The sequence below is a fragment of the Pedobacter humicola genome (assembly GCF_056490705.1).
This window is the reverse complement of the sequence record NZ_JBWJIG010000010.1, coordinates 33,379-49,052: the sequence shown is the minus strand read 5'-3', so window position 1 is coordinate 49,052 and position 15,674 is coordinate 33,379. Positions and strand designations below refer to the sequence as shown.

General features: G+C 41.2%; 13 protein-coding genes. 1 reads left to right on the top strand and 12 read right to left on the bottom strand.

The genetic code is table 11. The features are described from left to right. Positions 1-16 precede the first annotated feature (16 nt). The 7 genes from AC04Q1_RS16080 to AC04Q1_RS16050 form a co-directional block, all read right to left on the bottom strand. Positions 17-3,244, bottom strand: coding sequence for a SusC/RagA family TonB-linked outer membrane protein (locus tag AC04Q1_RS16080; RefSeq protein WP_478365601.1), 3,228 nt, complete (start codon positions 3,242-3,244; stop codon positions 17-19). Between the two features lie 104 nt (positions 3,245-3,348). Beyond that, entirely contained in the window at positions 3,349-4,509 is a 1,161-nt protein-coding gene (locus AC04Q1_RS16075) for a TIGR03364 family FAD-dependent oxidoreductase (protein ID WP_478365600.1), read from the bottom strand. Positions 4,510-4,607: 98 nt separating this feature from the next. Further along, positions 4,608-5,927, bottom strand: a complete 1,320-nt coding sequence (locus AC04Q1_RS16070; RefSeq protein ID WP_478365599.1) for a DUF5690 family protein — start codon at positions 5,925-5,927, stop codon at positions 4,608-4,610. A 209-nt stretch (positions 5,928-6,136) separates the two neighbouring features. Continuing rightward, the gene (locus tag AC04Q1_RS16065) at positions 6,137-7,027 is read right to left on the bottom strand and encodes an alkaline phosphatase family protein (protein ID WP_478365598.1); all 891 of its coding nucleotides are present in this window, start codon (positions 7,025-7,027) and stop codon (positions 6,137-6,139) included. Positions 7,028-7,119: 92 nt separating this feature from the next. Continuing rightward, positions 7,120-7,689: a helix-turn-helix domain-containing protein gene (locus tag AC04Q1_RS16060; protein ID WP_478365597.1), complete on the bottom strand. Its 570-nt coding sequence runs from the start codon at positions 7,687-7,689 to the stop codon at positions 7,120-7,122. A gap of 147 nt (positions 7,690-7,836) precedes the next feature. Then, positions 7,837-7,995 (bottom strand): hypothetical protein, encoded by a 159-nt coding sequence (locus AC04Q1_RS16055; RefSeq protein WP_478365596.1) that lies wholly within the window; start codon positions 7,993-7,995, stop codon positions 7,837-7,839. 356 nt (positions 7,996-8,351) lie between these two features. Continuing rightward, entirely contained in the window at positions 8,352-11,603 is a 3,252-nt protein-coding gene (locus AC04Q1_RS16050; RefSeq protein WP_478365595.1) for a TonB-dependent receptor, read from the bottom strand. A gap of 441 nt (positions 11,604-12,044) precedes the next feature. On the opposite strand from AC04Q1_RS16050, the gene AC04Q1_RS16045 reads away from it, so the two are divergent. After that, positions 12,045-12,545 (top strand): GNAT family N-acetyltransferase, encoded by a 501-nt coding sequence (locus AC04Q1_RS16045; protein ID WP_478365594.1) that lies wholly within the window; start codon positions 12,045-12,047, stop codon positions 12,543-12,545. Positions 12,546-12,548: 3 nt separating this feature from the next. On the opposite strand, the gene AC04Q1_RS16040 is transcribed toward AC04Q1_RS16045, so the two are convergent. From AC04Q1_RS16040 to AC04Q1_RS16020, 5 genes are all read right to left on the bottom strand, one after another. Continuing rightward, the gene (locus AC04Q1_RS16040; protein WP_478365593.1) at positions 12,549-13,118 is read right to left on the bottom strand and encodes a DUF4256 domain-containing protein; all 570 of its coding nucleotides are present in this window, start codon (positions 13,116-13,118) and stop codon (positions 12,549-12,551) included. A gap of 545 nt (positions 13,119-13,663) precedes the next feature. Next, positions 13,664-14,242 carry a YdeI/OmpD-associated family protein gene (locus tag AC04Q1_RS16035; protein WP_478365592.1) on the bottom strand — a complete coding sequence of 193 codons (579 nt, stop codon included), beginning with the start codon at positions 14,240-14,242 and terminating at the stop codon, positions 13,664-13,666. Positions 14,243-14,246: 4 nt separating this feature from the next. Further along, positions 14,247-14,633, bottom strand: coding sequence for a DoxX family protein (locus AC04Q1_RS16030; protein WP_478365591.1), 387 nt, complete (start codon positions 14,631-14,633; stop codon positions 14,247-14,249). 6 nt (positions 14,634-14,639) lie between these two features. Next, positions 14,640-15,107, bottom strand: a complete 468-nt coding sequence (locus AC04Q1_RS16025; protein WP_478365590.1) for an SRPBCC domain-containing protein — start codon at positions 15,105-15,107, stop codon at positions 14,640-14,642. Between the two features lie 6 nt (positions 15,108-15,113). Beyond that, complete coding sequence (locus AC04Q1_RS16020) at positions 15,114-15,437, bottom strand: ArsR/SmtB family transcription factor (protein WP_478365589.1); 324 nt, start codon at positions 15,435-15,437, stop codon at positions 15,114-15,116. Positions 15,438-15,674 lie beyond the last annotated feature (237 nt).

The window sequence follows — 15,674 nt, the reverse complement described above, 5'->3', positions numbered from 1 at the left end:
ATTTATTTTTTAGGTATTAAAAAGTAACATTCAGGTTAAAGCCTACACTTCTCGTAGTTGGAGTTTGTAATGTAGAAGTGCCTTCCCTGCCCGAATATTGATCTACATCCACATCGTTATAGGTGGAATTGATAAAATACAGGAGGTTACGCCCTACTACCGAAATATTGGCCGATTTGATAAACGTGCGTTCCAATAATTTTTTAGGTAACTGATAACCGAAGGTCACTTCGCGTAATTTTGCATAAGTACGGCTCATCATGGTATTTTCTTTGGCACCGTAAAAAACGCCCAGATAATCCTGTAAAAGCTGAGGGGTAGTATTTGGCGCGAAAGTTAGATCGCCATAATTGGTAATTACACCTGTAACCGGATCGAAATTGAGTTTACCGTTGTTGGCCACCACCACACCTTCGCCTACCCAGGTACCTTTGTACTTTGGATCGTTTACATGTAAATAATCCTGGTACCGGGCTTCGCCCATTTTTCCCTGAATGGTTTCGATCTGACGGCCACCCTGAAACGACTTCAACCGCACATAATCTTGCATTACCCCACCAACTTTACCATCTAACTGGAAGCTGAAAGAGAAATTCTCATATCTGAACTTGTTACCGATACTCCATACCCAGTTTGGATCGGCATGCCCCAATAACTGATTCACCGGTAACGAAATCGGTGTTCCGCTCGAGGTGTGGATCACCTGTCCGCCTGGTGTTTTGGCCAGTACTGAACCATAGATATTATCGATACGGTCGCCGGTTTTAAAGAACTGATCAACCGATGTTTCGCCTGGGGCAAGTTCCTTATAAATCTGTTTATAGGTAGACCAGTTGATCATCACATCCCATCCGAATTTATCGGTCATGATGGGTGCACCCGACAAACTTAACTCTACACCACTGTTCTGCGTTTTACGACCATTGATGGTATTGGTTTGGTAACCTGTAGCTGCCGAGATATTCTGTTTGATAATTTTTGGTCCGTCGATGTACCTGAAATAAGTGGCCTCGAAGCCCAATCTGTTTTTCAGGAACTTTAAGTCGATACCACCTTCGTAATTGGTTCTGCTCTGCGCTTTAACCGCATTCAGATCAATCAGGTTATTGGTGTAATAAGCTCCGGTTTGGTTGTTATAGGTGGGTCTGATGCTATATGGCGAAGACAAACCATAACCAGGGCCTCCGTATGATGAAGTATATTCGGCACCGTAACCTATCGGATAAGTTTGCAATGGTGTTGCACCGATAAAATCCTGCGTACCCAAACCTGGGTCTTTAACGTTGGCGTACGATGCCCTTATTTTTGCAAAAGAGATAAATGCAGGCATTTTCACATAATCAGAAATCACCGAGCTTAACGAAACTGAAGGATAGAATGCTGCGTTATTGCCCGGAGGAAGCGCAGAGTTTTTATCTACCCGGCCAGTGGTATTGATGTTCAGGTATTTTTTAAAACTTAAATCAACCGAGTAAAAAGCACTTAACACCAACATCTGCGAATTGAAATTGAATGCTTTGACCGGGTTTTTAGAGTTCGAGAAATTATACACCTCAGGAACGTTTAAATAATCGGTTGTGGTAAAGCTCGAGTTGTAACTGAAGTTACGGGCATTGCCCCCACCAAAAGCACTGATTTCGAAAAGATCGCCCACGTTTTTATTGTATTTTAAAATCAATTGGGTATTGTTCTCGAACATGCTCCTGCGGTCTTCCCGGTAATCGCCCAAACCTTCTTCGCGTCCGTATGGGTGGGCAGAAAACGGCATTTTCTCTGTCCTTAACTGATCGTAGGTAGAGATCTGTGTTTTTAACAGTACATCTAATCCTTTCGATATAGTATAGTTTAATGAGGCATAACCATTAATATCATTCTTTTTATGTCCACGCAACCATTCGTACGATAGAAAATAAGGGTTATGGTAACGCTGGTATTCGGCATAGATAGACTGGATGCCTTCTTTACCCGGCTGCCAGTAGTTTTTCATATCATCAATATTCCAATCGGCACCGCCCCAAAGGGTCATGTTGTAGATTACGCTGTTCGGGCCATAGTTTACATCCGGGATGTTATCAGAAAACTGACGGCTGTAATTGATATAGGCTTCGGCCCTTAATTTAGGACTGATGTTATAAGAACCGCTTACATTAAAATTATTGATATTCAACTGCGTGTTCGGGATAATTCCTTTCTGGTAATTGTTAGAGATGGAAACCCTCAGATTGTATTTATCAGTTGCTGAAGATAAAGCAATGTTGTTGGCAGAAAGTAATCCTGTTTCGATAAAACGTTTTAAGTTATCTTTACCACGGGCCACCCAGGGCGTACCCTGGCGCACACCGTTTACAATTGGGCTATCGTATTGCGGGATCAATTGCCCATCGAATTTTGGCCCCCAGATATCATAATCACCATCATTTAAACCACCGCCTTTACCATCGCCAAATGCATAGGCACTGTGCTCTCCGGGGCCGTACTCGTCCTGGCTTTTTGGTAAAGCAATAAATCCTTTGTTAAACTGTGTACTCGAATTGAGTTCTACAGTAAAACCTTTGTCACTCAGCTTGCCTCTTTTAGTGGTAATCAATAATGCACCGTTATAAGCCTGATAACCATAAAGTGCAGCAGCAGCAGGGCCTTTAAGTACCGTATAGGTATCAATATCATCCGGATTGATATTCCAGGTATCAGAATTGATCGGCACCCCGTCTACCACTACCAGGTTCACATCATTACCACGCAGGTAGAGCGATGAACGGCCTAAAAGCTCTGAGGATACCCCAACAGTTAAACCGGCAACCTTACCCACCAACCCGTTTACAGGGTTTGCTTCACGGGCTTTTACCAGATCGGCACCTTTAACTTCCTGAATGGCATAACCCAGGTTCCGCTTTTCTTTACGGATACCCAGCGCGGTAACCACTACATCGTTCAGGTTTTTCGAATCTGTTTTTAAGGTTATGGTGAGGTTGGCCCCTGTAACCTCAACTTCCTGGGTAAGAAAACCGATAGAGCTAAGCACAAGTGTTTCGCCGGTTTTGGCCTCTAAAGTAAAACGGCCCGACTGATCGGTTGAGGTGGCTTTTTTAGTTCCCTTTATTAACACACTTACACCAGGAACCGGCTGTTGTGCATCGTCTTTAACCAGACCAGCAATTTTTGTTTGTGCCCAGGTAAAACAGGGCGTGAGGCATAATAACAGCAAAGCTACCATGCACATCTTCATCTTGTAGAGATGTTTCATTTATCTATAATTTTTTAGGTTTTATAGATGCAATGATAAGATATGCATGTTAGCCTAATGCCAATTTTTAGTTAACAAAACAGCCTGTTTTTGTTTAGTATTTGTTAACTAAATATTTTTTTAATACTTTCTGCGGCATAGCCTGCACTGGCCGTCATCCCTTTCCCACCAATGGCCGTACGGATGTGGATGCGATCGTCGAGATCATACTCTACGATATGTTTAGTTGGGTGCTGAGGGTAAAATCCTGCCCAGGTAGTTTGCAGTTTAAGCACATCGAAATCAACAATCCGTGCTGCTTCCTGCAGCATCAGCTCGTTAATGTGGTAACTTAAATTGAAACCCAGATCATCAAAATGTTTTGCATCGGCATATTCATGCGAATCGCCTATAATAATCGTATTATCTGCGGCTTTTTTAAACAGGATATGGATGCCCCACTTTTTCAGTTCTTCGTAATATGCAGGTGTTTTAATGGTCTTAAATGAAGGACAATAGTGCTCGAAACTCTCGTAGCGTCTGGTGGTTAAACCAGTTAAAATATTGCCTTCTAAAGCAACATCCGGCATCGGGATGCTGCGCATCATCTGTAATTTACTCACCACAATTCCGCTTTCGCCAAACAGTTCCGGATAGAGCAGTTTAAATTCATAACCATTGCAGATAATGGCCTTCTCAGCGGTAAAAAGTTCAGCATTGTTTTTCAAGCCTACTTCCACACCGCTGCCTTTACTTTCGCAGGCGGTAACCGGACTATTGTATTGAAGTGTATACTTTCCAAACTTGTTCTGCATGTACGTATGCAGGCGATGGATCATCTGATCTGGCGCTACGCTGATCTCCTGCGGAAAAAAGATCGCCTCTTTGGCATAGGATGATTTGATGGCCGGGTATTTCTTTAAAATGGCCTCCTGATTGAGCAGCTCGGTTTCGTAACCAATGGTATCGTAATGTGCTTTCAGCTCATGGATCAACGTACATTCATCATCATCAGATGCGATGTATACGCTACCATTTTGCTGCACGGAGATATCAAAATCCTTTTGGATCGATTTATAAATCTCCAATCCGGCTACACCATATCCGAACCACTCGGCTTCCATACCCGATGGTACCACCTGACCAAAGTTACGTACCGTAGCTCCTACCGGATAATTGTCTTTTTCGAGCTGCAATACAGATTTACCCGAAAGTAAGGCATGGTAGGCATGGAATGTTCCCAGTATACCCCCGCCGATTACGATAAGATCGAAATGTTTATTCATTGTTTATTTTTTTGCTGGTGCCGGATATTTTTAGGTTTATATGGCACCAATGTGTATTACTATTAAGTATTCTGTCCAGCTAAATCAAGTCCAATGCTTTATTTCCTTGTTAAAACCAGCCGTTCATCGGCATTCATTTTTTTATTTGTAGCCAAAGTTTTCCTTCTGAAATAAATCAGCGAAAGCACACTACATACCCCGCCAATTAGTGGCACAGCAAACAAACACTGCTTAAAGAAATGCATCCAGCTGATATCGGTTTCGCCAAATTCGTGTAGCATCAGTACCGAAAAACTACCCACATAACCAATAGAATCGGCTACATACATAATAAAGCCGATATTGCTTTTGTAATGAAAATTGGCAATCATCCTTTCAAAGAAAATGGCATTATACGGAATATAGGCCATATAAAGCCCCATGCCCAGCAAAGCCATCCAGCTAACCGGACCGATGTAGCCCCGGTCAAAAAAGAACGTGCTCACACCGATCAATAAGCAACCTGCAATAATCATGATATGGATCACGGTAAAAGCTTTAAGGTTATCCTTAATCAGGATCAAAAGTCCCATCATGATCAATACCACTACAGAAATCAGGGTATCAATCTGCGTATATATATGGTTGTCATGGATCCCTAAACCATTCCAGATTTCGACCTCAAAATTATCGCGCATATCGCGGATACAGGTAAGCAGCACATAAATGATGATGGTAAGGATAATACCCGGCAAAAAAGCGGTAATAAAAGCCTTGCGTTGTTTGGCATCCATCGGTACCCGCTTGGTCCGCAGCTCCTGGTCTTCTTTTGATGGCGGTGGAATGACTTCTAAACAAAAAACAAACAGGAACAGCGGCAACAGGAAAACCAGTCCGGTAAGGAAAGGCATCCAATAATCGCTTACCGCAGCAAAACCCATCAGTGTACGTGCTACGGTTTTAACAAAACCAGAGGCAAATATTAAACTGATCGACATTAATGCGCCCATAAATTCGGTTGTTTTCCGTCCTTCAAGATAACTGAATACCAAACCCCAGATCATCCCCAACGGAAAACCATTAAGAAAAAGAAATACGATATTGTAAGGGGCCGGTACCAGTGCAAAGCCTAACAGCGCAATCCAAGAAAAAAGGATCAGAAAGATAATGCTCCTGGCGCGGTTGCTTTTCCCGGATTCGGAAATAAAGCGGATACCATAAAATTTACTTAAGGTATAACCCACCATCTGTGCAATAACCAGCCACACTTTATAATCAATGTGCAGAAATTCCTGGTGCTCGAACGTAGCAGAAGCAAAGGCTTTTCTGAAAGCATACATACTGGTATAACAACCAAAGGCCGCAACACCACCAAGCATGGTTATTAGCCAATATGGCCAATTCAACGCTTTTTTACGGGCAATTTGAAGCAAATTCATCTTTAGTCTGTTATCATTCCAAATACCCTATCCTTAAACTGATCAGCTCCCTTGCCTAATGCTGTGAAGGCTTTGCCCGCCCCATCGAATTCTACAAACTTGATTACCATAATATATTAACTTTTAAAGAAAACAATAGTAAACAATGTTTATTATTTGTAAACAAAATCCAGGTTATCAAATTGTTAAATTTAACCAGCGGGCAAATATCATCTGCTAAACGCCTCTAACACCGGCTTTCCTCTCCAGCTTTGCGGCGCACTTAAACCCATTAACCATGCCAGTGTAGCAGCCGTATCGTAGGTGATGATCGCATCTTTTAACTCGTGGTTTTTGTGTACCCCAGGCCCTGCAATAATCCAGGGAATCTGCACTTCATCCAACGATTTACCACCATGCCCTTTACCCGTTCCGCCATGATCTGCTGTAACTAAGATAATGGTTTCGTCGGCAATACCCGCATCTTGAACTGCCTTTACTATTTTCCCGATGCGCTGATCTACAAGTTCAAGTTGTTTATAATAAGCTGGCGTGCGGTGACCGATTGAGTGACCGGTTTCATCAGGTTCGTCGAAATGTACAAAAGTGAAATAAGGTTTTTCCCTTTTGATAATTGCCGAAGCAGTGTCGGCACAGAAATCGTCTTTCTCTTTCCCGTCTACAATGATGTTCACCGCTTCTTTTTCGAACAGGTAGCCGATACCGTTCCAGCTATAAATAATAGCTGTTTTAGCTTGCTTTTTCTGATCACGGATTACGCTGAATATACCTGGGAACAAACCGTAAGAAGTTTTGACAATGGAAGGAATTTCGGGCACTTTGCTGTTCCATTCGGTATAACCGTGTTCGGTTGGTCCCGCGCCCATTAACAAGGAAGCCCAGTTTACCGCACTGGATGACGGCAATACACAACGTGCCTTGTTGGTCCATGAGCCATTGGCCATTAAAGCTTTCAGATTGGGCATATTGGCTTCCTGCAGGGCATAGCCGCCAAAACCATCGCAACCGATCAAGATTACATGTTTAACTTTTTTAGGTTGTGCCTGCGCAAATACCGCTACACAAAGCAACAAGATTGTGCTTTTTAACAATTTTTTCATATTCATATTCTTTACCAATCAAAATTAGGACTGGTTTATGAAGATGAAGATAGATATTTGTTAAGTATTAATAAACTTTGTTTACCAAATTTTTACTCGAAAAAATAAACAACAAGCATTAAAGCTTTGGTATCGCCAATATTTACCGGCGTATGAGAAAGTCTTCCGTCGAAAAGCATCGAGTCGCCCTTTTCGAGGATAATTTTCTTTTTCGAAAACTGATATTCTACCTTACCTTCAATCATATACTTAAATTCGAAGGCTTCAGTTTTAACCATTGGCCGGTGCGCGTTAACTTCGAGCTCGAGCAGTACAAAATCAGCCGTAGAAAATTTAATATTCTTGGTTAGGATACGCGAATAATTAAAGCCAACGGCCTGTTCCTTTTCAAACTTCTGATATTGCTCTTGCCGCTTCACCAGAACGGGTGCATCTTTTTTATGAAAGTTGATGTCTTTAAAAAAGCTATTCAGATCAATCTGTAAGCTTTTGATAATATCCATCAACACCATTAAAGACGGAATGGTCCTGCTGTTTTCGATCTGTGAAATAAGGCCTTTGCTTACCTCGGCTTTATCAGCAAGTTCCTGAACGGTAATGCCAAGCTCCTTACGCCTTTCTTTAATTTTAACGCTTATCTGTAAAAGAATTTCTTCTTGCATATTAAAATAGATATTAATACTGCTAATGTATTATTTTATTCCTGTATTCTGAATCCAACTATCGCATTAGTTACGCATTAACATCTTTTAGCATTTTTCTTAAAGAGATCGCCGCCATATTTACCCGAGCGGCGATCTGAAACTGATTTAACGATAATGGCCTTTTACCCAATATCGGCCACCGTGAGGGCCAACATTATAGTGTCCAGGTACCCAGTGACCGCGTGGTGCACGTGCGCTTACTACGCATGCACTAAAATTAACCGCCATAACCAATAAGAGCAATGCATTTACAATCTTTTTCATAACCTAACTTTTTAAGTGAAAAAATAAATCAAGCTTTATGCTGTGTGTATTATTTTGACAGGGTGAGGATAGGAAAGGTTTAATTGTTTATGCAAGAAAGATTTCTTAAGTCCGTACTCAGAAGACTGGGCAGAAAAGGAGAGATTTGCACGAAATCAATATACGCTTTCATCGGTAGCCCTGGTCCTTCTTTCCGTTACATTCCACACTCGTGTCTCGCTTGCGTGCTCACTTTTCACTTCAATAAGGTTTACAGTTTTTACAACGATAAATATGATCAGGAACCCTCGTTGTTAAACAAAAAGCGGCCTGACCTTATCTAGGCCAGACCGTTATATATTTATCATTAAAAAAGATTAGAAGCTATATCTCAATCCCAATTGCATCTGATAACGTGAAGCAAAGAAATCTTTTGAATAAGAGGTTACATCTTTTTGAGCAAAGGTATACACCGGATATGCTGTTGGTGTGCCTGCTGTTGCAACCTTAATACCCACACTGGCCATAGAGTTATAAGTATTAGGAGAAAAATACTGAATTCCCCAATCCTTATTCACCAAATTGGTTAGGTTAACAATATCGTAGGTTAACGTAAGTACATGTGGGTGTTTTCCTTTAGCTACCTGTATATCCTGAGCGAAACGGAAATCAGCCTGAACATTCCATGGGGTACGTGCGCCATTACGCTCTGTGAAATTGCCACGACGGGTACTTAAGTATTTATCACCGTTAATGTAGTTATCAAATGCTGCAGCCTGTGCGATGCCATCAGGTGTATTGGCAAAAAACTTAGTAGTTTCACCAGCAGCTGGAACATATAATAAACCCACTGTTTGTCCAGTTCCGTTAATGGTACTGTTCACTAAACCCAATGAGTATGGCGAACCTGACTGACCACTGAAGAATAACGAGAAGTTAGATACATACTTACCGTTTTTAGCCCAATCTAACCTGTAATTGATGGTAGAGATAATCCTGTTGCGGATATCGAAGTTAGAATACGCCAAACCTGGATTATTTGGATTAAGCGCCTGGTTCAATTGCCAGTTAGACTCCATCGAATTACGGATACCATTGGCGATATCTTTTGATCTGCCATAGGTATAAGCCACCATCATATCTAAACCTATCGGAAGTGATTTACTTACCTGAGCGGTTAAACTGTATTTATATCCTTTATCCGTGTTCGACAAAAGATAAGCATTGGTATACAATTGATTGATTTTGGCACCTGAGTAAATCGGTTGCTGTTTCTGCGTATCATAAACCATATACGTAGGGTTATCTACATAGTTGATCTGCTGAAACTGCACATCTTTGATTACCTGGCTAAAGATTCCCTCAACCGTAAATTTCCATTGGTCGTCTGTTTTATAATCGAAAGCCAGATTACTTCTCCATGCTTTTGGCATCTTAAAGTTATTGTCAACCAAATCTACCTGTGTTGCACCTTTAGCATCTTTAACGTTAATGCCTTGATTGGTTACATAACCTGCTTCACCATTACCTGTTAAGGCATCTTTAATCGGATCTGAACCTGCTGCAGGTATTACTATTTTTGTAGGATCTGCATTTGTATAAACATATTTCTTATCAAAAGCACCATAATTTACGCCGTTGTTGTAATACGCATAACCAATCCACGCAAAAGGAACACGACTGGTAAACAGGCCTGTACCACCACGCATTACCAAACTTTGGTTGCCCAGTACATCAAAATTAAAGCCTACGCGTGGAGAGATCTGAATTTTATTCAGGAATTTTCCGGTAATTGATGAAGGCTGGGTATAAGTATAGGTAGTACCGTAATTTGTATCAACCGGAGAACCTGTTGTTTTAGTGCTCAACGAAGGCATATCTGGTAAGTTTGCCATATCAAAGCGCAATCCAGGCGTTAATTTAAAACGGTCGCCAATGCGGATTTCATCCTGACCGTAAACACTGTACATGTTTACATTAAACGCTGCCGTTGGGTTCGCAATAATGTTATCGCGGGTATTGTCATCGTAGTTATAACTGGTACGTACCCTACTTGGCTTGTTGGCCAGAAAATCGGCAACACTGCCATAAGCTACACGGCCATTCCAAGAGTTTACGAAACCGTAGTTGATGTTATAAAACTCATTGTGGGTACCAACCGTAAAAGTATGGATACCAGAGCTATACGTATAGTTATCAGTAAATTCGAATGTATTCTGTTTCATATTGAAGATACTGGCCTCACGGTCGGTACCTAAAAACAATGTCCCACCGTTAGAAGCAATCTCAATCTGCGGTAAAGCCGGATTAGAAAGTGGGTCACGGAAATCGTGAACGGTAGAATAACCTACGATTAAGTTGTTGGTAGCTGAATTTCCGAAACGGGTTTTCAGATCGGCAACTGTTGAAGTTTGATTGTTGTTCTGCTTAAAATCGATACCGCCAAACCTGAAGTTAGACTGATCCCTTTCCAGGTTTGTGGCTTTCGAAATGATCGTGTTATTTCTGATGGTTAACTGGGTGCTTTCGCTGATGTTCCAATCTAAGCGGTTAAAGAATTTGTTAGACTGCGAATAGATATTGTAATCGCCAAACGAACCTGCATCTACACCATATACATTTTTCATGCGGTCAGAGATCTGCTGCGCTTCAGTTAAAGTAAGCAATTTCATATCAGACGATCCCGCGCCTAAAATTACCGGATCCTGACGGCGGGTAATCTCTTCGTTGGTAAAAAAGAACAATTTATCTTTTATGATCGGGAAACCCACACGGAAACCAGTCTGATAATCGTGAAAAGCGGAGGGTTCTTTACTGTTATCGCCAATTTTGTTCTTGCCAATTAACGAAGCGTTACGGCCATATCCATAAACTGATCCTACAACTTCATTGGTACCGCCACGGGTAACGGCATTAATACTACCACCTAAAAAGTTACCTACTTTAACATCGTATGGAGAAAGCAAAACAGTAACATCCTGTATCGCGTCAAGCGAAACCGGATTGGTACGTGTACTGCTTCCTGGCATACCTGAGCTTCCACTCTGACCGCCCAATGATGGACTGAAACCAATGGCATCATTATTAATCGCACCATCAATGGTTACGTTATTATACCTAAAGTTGGTACCGCCAAAAGTATTATCCTTACTGCCCTGCGGGGTAACCCTTGTTACATCCTGCAAGCTGCGGTTCATGGTTGGTAAGGTTTTAATCTGACCTTCGCCAATACTGGTACCAGCACCAGATTTTGTTCCGCCTTTTTGCCCTTTAACACTTACCTCAGCCAATTGGTTGCCCTGTTCCTGAAGATCGATATCCAATTTTACATCGGAACCTAAGGTTAAATAAATATTTTCTTTTACAACCGGACTATAACCCACAAAGGTTACGGTGATTTTGTATGGTCCGCCCGGGTTTAAATTGCCAATGCGGTAAAGTCCGTTTTCATTCGACGAACCTTTAGATACCGTACCTGTTGGAACGTGTACCATAACGACGGTTGCACCTGGGATGATACCTTTGTTATCCTTAATCTTACCATTAATACTAGATGTTGTAACCTGTGCCTGAGCAAACGTGACCAAGAGCATCAGAATACCTACTAGGGATAGTATACGTGATTTCATTTTCTGTTATTTTATTTTGGTACAAAACAACAGCCCTAATGTTAATTCAATATTAATATCAGATTAAGTTTAACCTTATATTAACAATACGGAAATCGGAAATATACAATAGAAAAACAATTCCTTAATAGCCAATTTACAGACCGGAATATCATGATAAGAAATACGCTCAAATATCAAATTGAAAGATGAACATTTCGTGAAGTTAGGCTAGTCCACAGCCGATTAACAATCTTTGGGTGTGGCGCTGGGCGTTTAGCACCCGTTAACCGATTTAAACGGTTCACAATTTCCGGTTGGCAGTTGGCAATTTGCAGTCAACCGGTTTCAATAATTAACCAGTTAACCGCTAAATATTTTACGCACTACGGCAACAAATGAACCAATGACCCCTGAACAAATGAACTATTGACAAATGAACCTATATATTATCTTTGCATCATGATAATAAGATTAGCCCAAACAGCAGATATACCTAAAATAATGCAGCTGGTAAGCAAGGTTGTACCCTTAATGCAGGCTGCCGGTAACTTTCAGTGGGGAAACGATTATCCAAATCCGGAAGTATTTACCAAAGACATCGCCATTACCCAGTTGTGGGTTGCAGAAATGGAAGACGAAGTTGTTGGTGTTTCTGCCATTACAACAGATCAGGATCCGGAATATGCAGATGCAGGCTGGGACATTAACGACAAAGCTATTGTAACACACCGCTTAGCGGTAGATCCCGATCGCCAGGGCATGGGCATTGCCAAAGCGTTAATGATGCAGGCCGAGGTTGTAGCGAAAACAACCGGCATTACCATATTAAGGGTCGACACCAATAGCGAAAACAAAGCCACCCAGGCGCTTTTTCCAAAACTCGGTTATCAGTTTAGCGGCGAAATTAGTCTCGCCAAACGACCTGGCCTCCGTTTTTTCTGTTACGAAAAATTATTGTAGCGGTTATACCCTTAATGATCCACGGAATGCTCTTGCGGCGTAATAGGATTGTGCTCCATTATGGTACACAAATACATGATCGTAACGGCGATCGCCAAAGAGTGCTCCACCAAGTTTTCTGATTTCGGGAGGGGTAACAATCCAGCTTGATGTTTTGGTATCGAATTTTCCCAGCTGCTGCAAGGTCCTGTATTGCGCTTCCGTTAAAAGTTCGACACCCATAGCCGCGGCCATGTCAACGGCGTTATGATCTGGTTGATGTTCTTTTCTCGATTCGAGCCCCTCGAGATCATAACAAACACTTCTGCGGCCTTTAGGGCTTTCTGCAGAACAATCGTAAAATATATATTCACCAGTAGCTTTATCATAATCTACAACATCAGGTTCACCACCCGTCACCTCCATTTCATCAAGCACCGGTAGCTTTTCGGGGTTAGCTTCCAGTCTTTCCTGAACTTTAGCCCATTCCAGACCTTTATGGCGGTTCATGTTTTTCTCAAAACGAACTTTTAAGGTATGGAGTAGTTCTGCCGTTTGTTCGGTGGAGATTTCTTTTTTATTTATTTTGCTCATAAAGTGATTAATTTATTTTCATTTTTATAACGGAGCGCCGTGCCTGTACAAAATATGAAGTTCTTTCCTGTTTTACGCTTTTACGCTTTCCCGAAAATTCGGGATAACGCTTCAATCGGGGCTATATGGCCAAGCCAGTTTTTCATTTTTGAGGTTGCAAGATGCACAAACCCTTGTTTTTAAACCCCAGCCTGCAGCTGGCAGGCGACAGCAGCGACAGTCTCCGATTTAAGCACCGGTTTATATTATATTTTGGTATGCTTGCTTGTTTCACAGGTTTTCTATCGGAGCTATAGCGAATGGCGGGACTAATAACCGCCAAGTACCACAAGCCGTTCATTTTCTAATCTTAAATCATTCCTTTTTGCAATATGCGCAATACCAGTCCTCATTTTTTGAACTTCAAGAGCGTATCATCAATTATGTTTACCCACCCATAGTCATAAGATTGCTTCGCGCCTCGCAATGACGATCTGTCGCTACCAGTGATCCCAAATCTTCTGTTTTTCTAAGGATTTACCGGTCGAAATGAAGGCACTTTCATGCTAATCATCCAATCCTTTTCCATTCAAAATCTGCGGCATATATTTCTCCACCCTGGCCTCGCGGGTTTTGGATTGTTTAGCAGACGAAAAATACAAAAGATATCCGCGCTGTCGCCCTGGCGTCAAAGCTTCGAAAGCTGCTTTTAAACCCGGAATTTGGTCCAGTTTGTTTTGAAACTCTGCAGGAATTACATATTCAGTCGTTTTCTTTAATTCAACTTTCAATCCGGCTTTTTCTACCTCAATGGCTTCCAGAATATAGGCTTTTAAAATTGCCTTCATGTCTACAATCTGCAATGCATTGGTAAAGCGGATTTGTCTTGATGATTGTACATTCTCCGTTTGCTGGATCAAAATAGCTTCCTTATCTTTTAATAAAGCACCTTTAAATAATAAAAAAGCACAGTATTCTTTAAAATCGTGTATTAAAACAATGTTGCTCCCTTTAAGCGTGTAACATGGGCAGCCCCATTTCAATTCTTCGGTAAGTCCGCAATCAAGGGCAATTGTTCTTAATAAGCTTACAGCTTCCTGCCACTTTTTTGCTTTGTTAAAATAAAAATCAACGTTAGGGTTCATCGGATTATAATTTAGCAGGAACAATTTTTCTATCGGCAGGCCTGAAATACCAGGACAACACCGTTAATACCATTAATAAAATTGGGCCAAAATAAGCCGAAACACTGTTATCGCTAACCGCCAGATGCGAGAAGACAGCACCAGACATGGCTAAGAAAAAGCCAGCATAAGCCCATTCTTTTAGTAAAGCAAATTTCGGAATTAACACCGCAACCACACCCAAAATTTTCCAACCCCCCAAAATGGTTAGAAAATAGAGCGGATAACCCAGTTGGTTAAACATGGCTACTTCTTCTTTCGTTTTCAATAATTGCACGATGCCGGTAGATAACATGCCCAATGCAAGCCAAACCGTGGCAATCCAGTAGATAATTTTGTTTTTTTTTGTCATGATGTATTATTTTAACTGGTTTACAATATCTTGTAGGCGGTTATGCGCCATATTAATGCCCTGGGCAAAAGGTAATGCAAGTATCTGATCCCTAACTGTAACTGATCGGTAAACGACGTGCATGGTGAGCTTACTCCTATCATCATCCAGCTTTTCAAACATTAAAAACTCAAGCTGAACACCGAAAGGTGTTTGCTCCATTTCGAATGTCCGTGTGATTTTTTCTTCGGGAACAAACTCATGAATCACCCCGGTAGCCACGAACGCCACATTCCCTTTGGGATCGGAAGTTTCAAACTGATAACTGCCATACTTTTTATTTTCAAGCTTCAATACTTTGGTGCCCATCCACTGCTCAACGATTTCAGGCTCTACATAAGCTTTGAAAAGTAGTGCCAGGGGCAGATCAAATTCCCTGGTGATGATAATTTCCTGTTTACCGTTTTCGGCATCGATTTTGGTTTTCCGCTCCATGGTATGCTATTTGGTTGGTTTATAGTTTTTCATGATATCTTCCAATTTATTAAATCTGTCATCCCACATTTGGCGGAAAGGTTCGATAAAATCAGCTATTTCTTTCATTTTTTTTGCATTGGTATGGTAGTGAACTTCTCTCCCGTTTTGCCTTTGTTCTAACAATTCGCACTCGGTGAGGATTTGCAGATGTTTGGAAACCGTTGGCCTTGCCGTGTCGAAATTGGTGGCTATTGCTCCTGCCGTCATCGATTGGGTGGCCACCAATAACAATATTGCCCTTCTGGTGGGATCGGCAATGGCCTGAAATACATCTCTTCTTAAATTCATTATGTAGCTATTTGACTACAAATATACATGTAGTCATTTAACTACGCAAATTTTTGTTGATTTTTTTTAGATCAGGCTTTTATCATCATTTCACCTTATCATTTTTTTAATGTAATTTGGATAATGATAGTTTCAGTATGCTAAAAATAAAGCGATGACCTATACCTCCTTTTGCAAAAAAACTGTTGTGTCTTTTATTTTATTGCTATTATCCTTTTTTCAATTCGCTTGCAAAAA

Excerpts from the sequence above, each read along its gene's own strand:
- AC04Q1_RS16080 (WP_478365601.1), bottom strand. The coding sequence starts at position 3,244 with ATGAAACATCTCTACAAGATGAAGATGTGCATGGTAGCTTTGCTGTTA.
- AC04Q1_RS16075 (WP_478365600.1), bottom strand. The coding sequence starts at position 4,509 with ATGAATAAACATTTCGATCTTATCGTAATCGGCGGGGGTATACTGGGA.
- AC04Q1_RS16070 (WP_478365599.1), bottom strand. The coding sequence starts at position 5,927 with ATGAATTTGCTTCAAATTGCCCGTAAAAAAGCGTTGAATTGGCCATAT.
- AC04Q1_RS16065 (WP_478365598.1), bottom strand. The coding sequence starts at position 7,027 with ATGAAAAAATTGTTAAAAAGCACAATCTTGTTGCTTTGTGTAGCGGTA.
- AC04Q1_RS16060 (WP_478365597.1), bottom strand. The coding sequence starts at position 7,689 with ATGCAAGAAGAAATTCTTTTACAGATAAGCGTTAAAATTAAAGAAAGG.
- AC04Q1_RS16055 (WP_478365596.1), bottom strand. The coding sequence starts at position 7,995 with ATGAAAAAGATTGTAAATGCATTGCTCTTATTGGTTATGGCGGTTAAT.
- AC04Q1_RS16050 (WP_478365595.1), bottom strand. The coding sequence starts at position 11,603 with ATGAAATCACGTATACTATCCCTAGTAGGTATTCTGATGCTCTTGGTC.
- AC04Q1_RS16045 (WP_478365594.1), top strand. The coding sequence starts at position 12,045 with ATGATAATAAGATTAGCCCAAACAGCAGATATACCTAAAATAATGCAG.
- AC04Q1_RS16040 (WP_478365593.1), bottom strand. The coding sequence starts at position 13,118 with ATGAGCAAAATAAATAAAAAAGAAATCTCCACCGAACAAACGGCAGAA.
- AC04Q1_RS16035 (WP_478365592.1), bottom strand. The coding sequence starts at position 14,242 with ATGAACCCTAACGTTGATTTTTATTTTAACAAAGCAAAAAAGTGGCAG.
- AC04Q1_RS16030 (WP_478365591.1), bottom strand. The coding sequence starts at position 14,633 with ATGACAAAAAAAAACAAAATTATCTACTGGATTGCCACGGTTTGGCTT.
- AC04Q1_RS16025 (WP_478365590.1), bottom strand. The coding sequence starts at position 15,107 with ATGGAGCGGAAAACCAAAATCGATGCCGAAAACGGTAAACAGGAAATT.
- AC04Q1_RS16020 (WP_478365589.1), bottom strand. The coding sequence starts at position 15,437 with ATGAATTTAAGAAGAGATGTATTTCAGGCCATTGCCGATCCCACCAGA.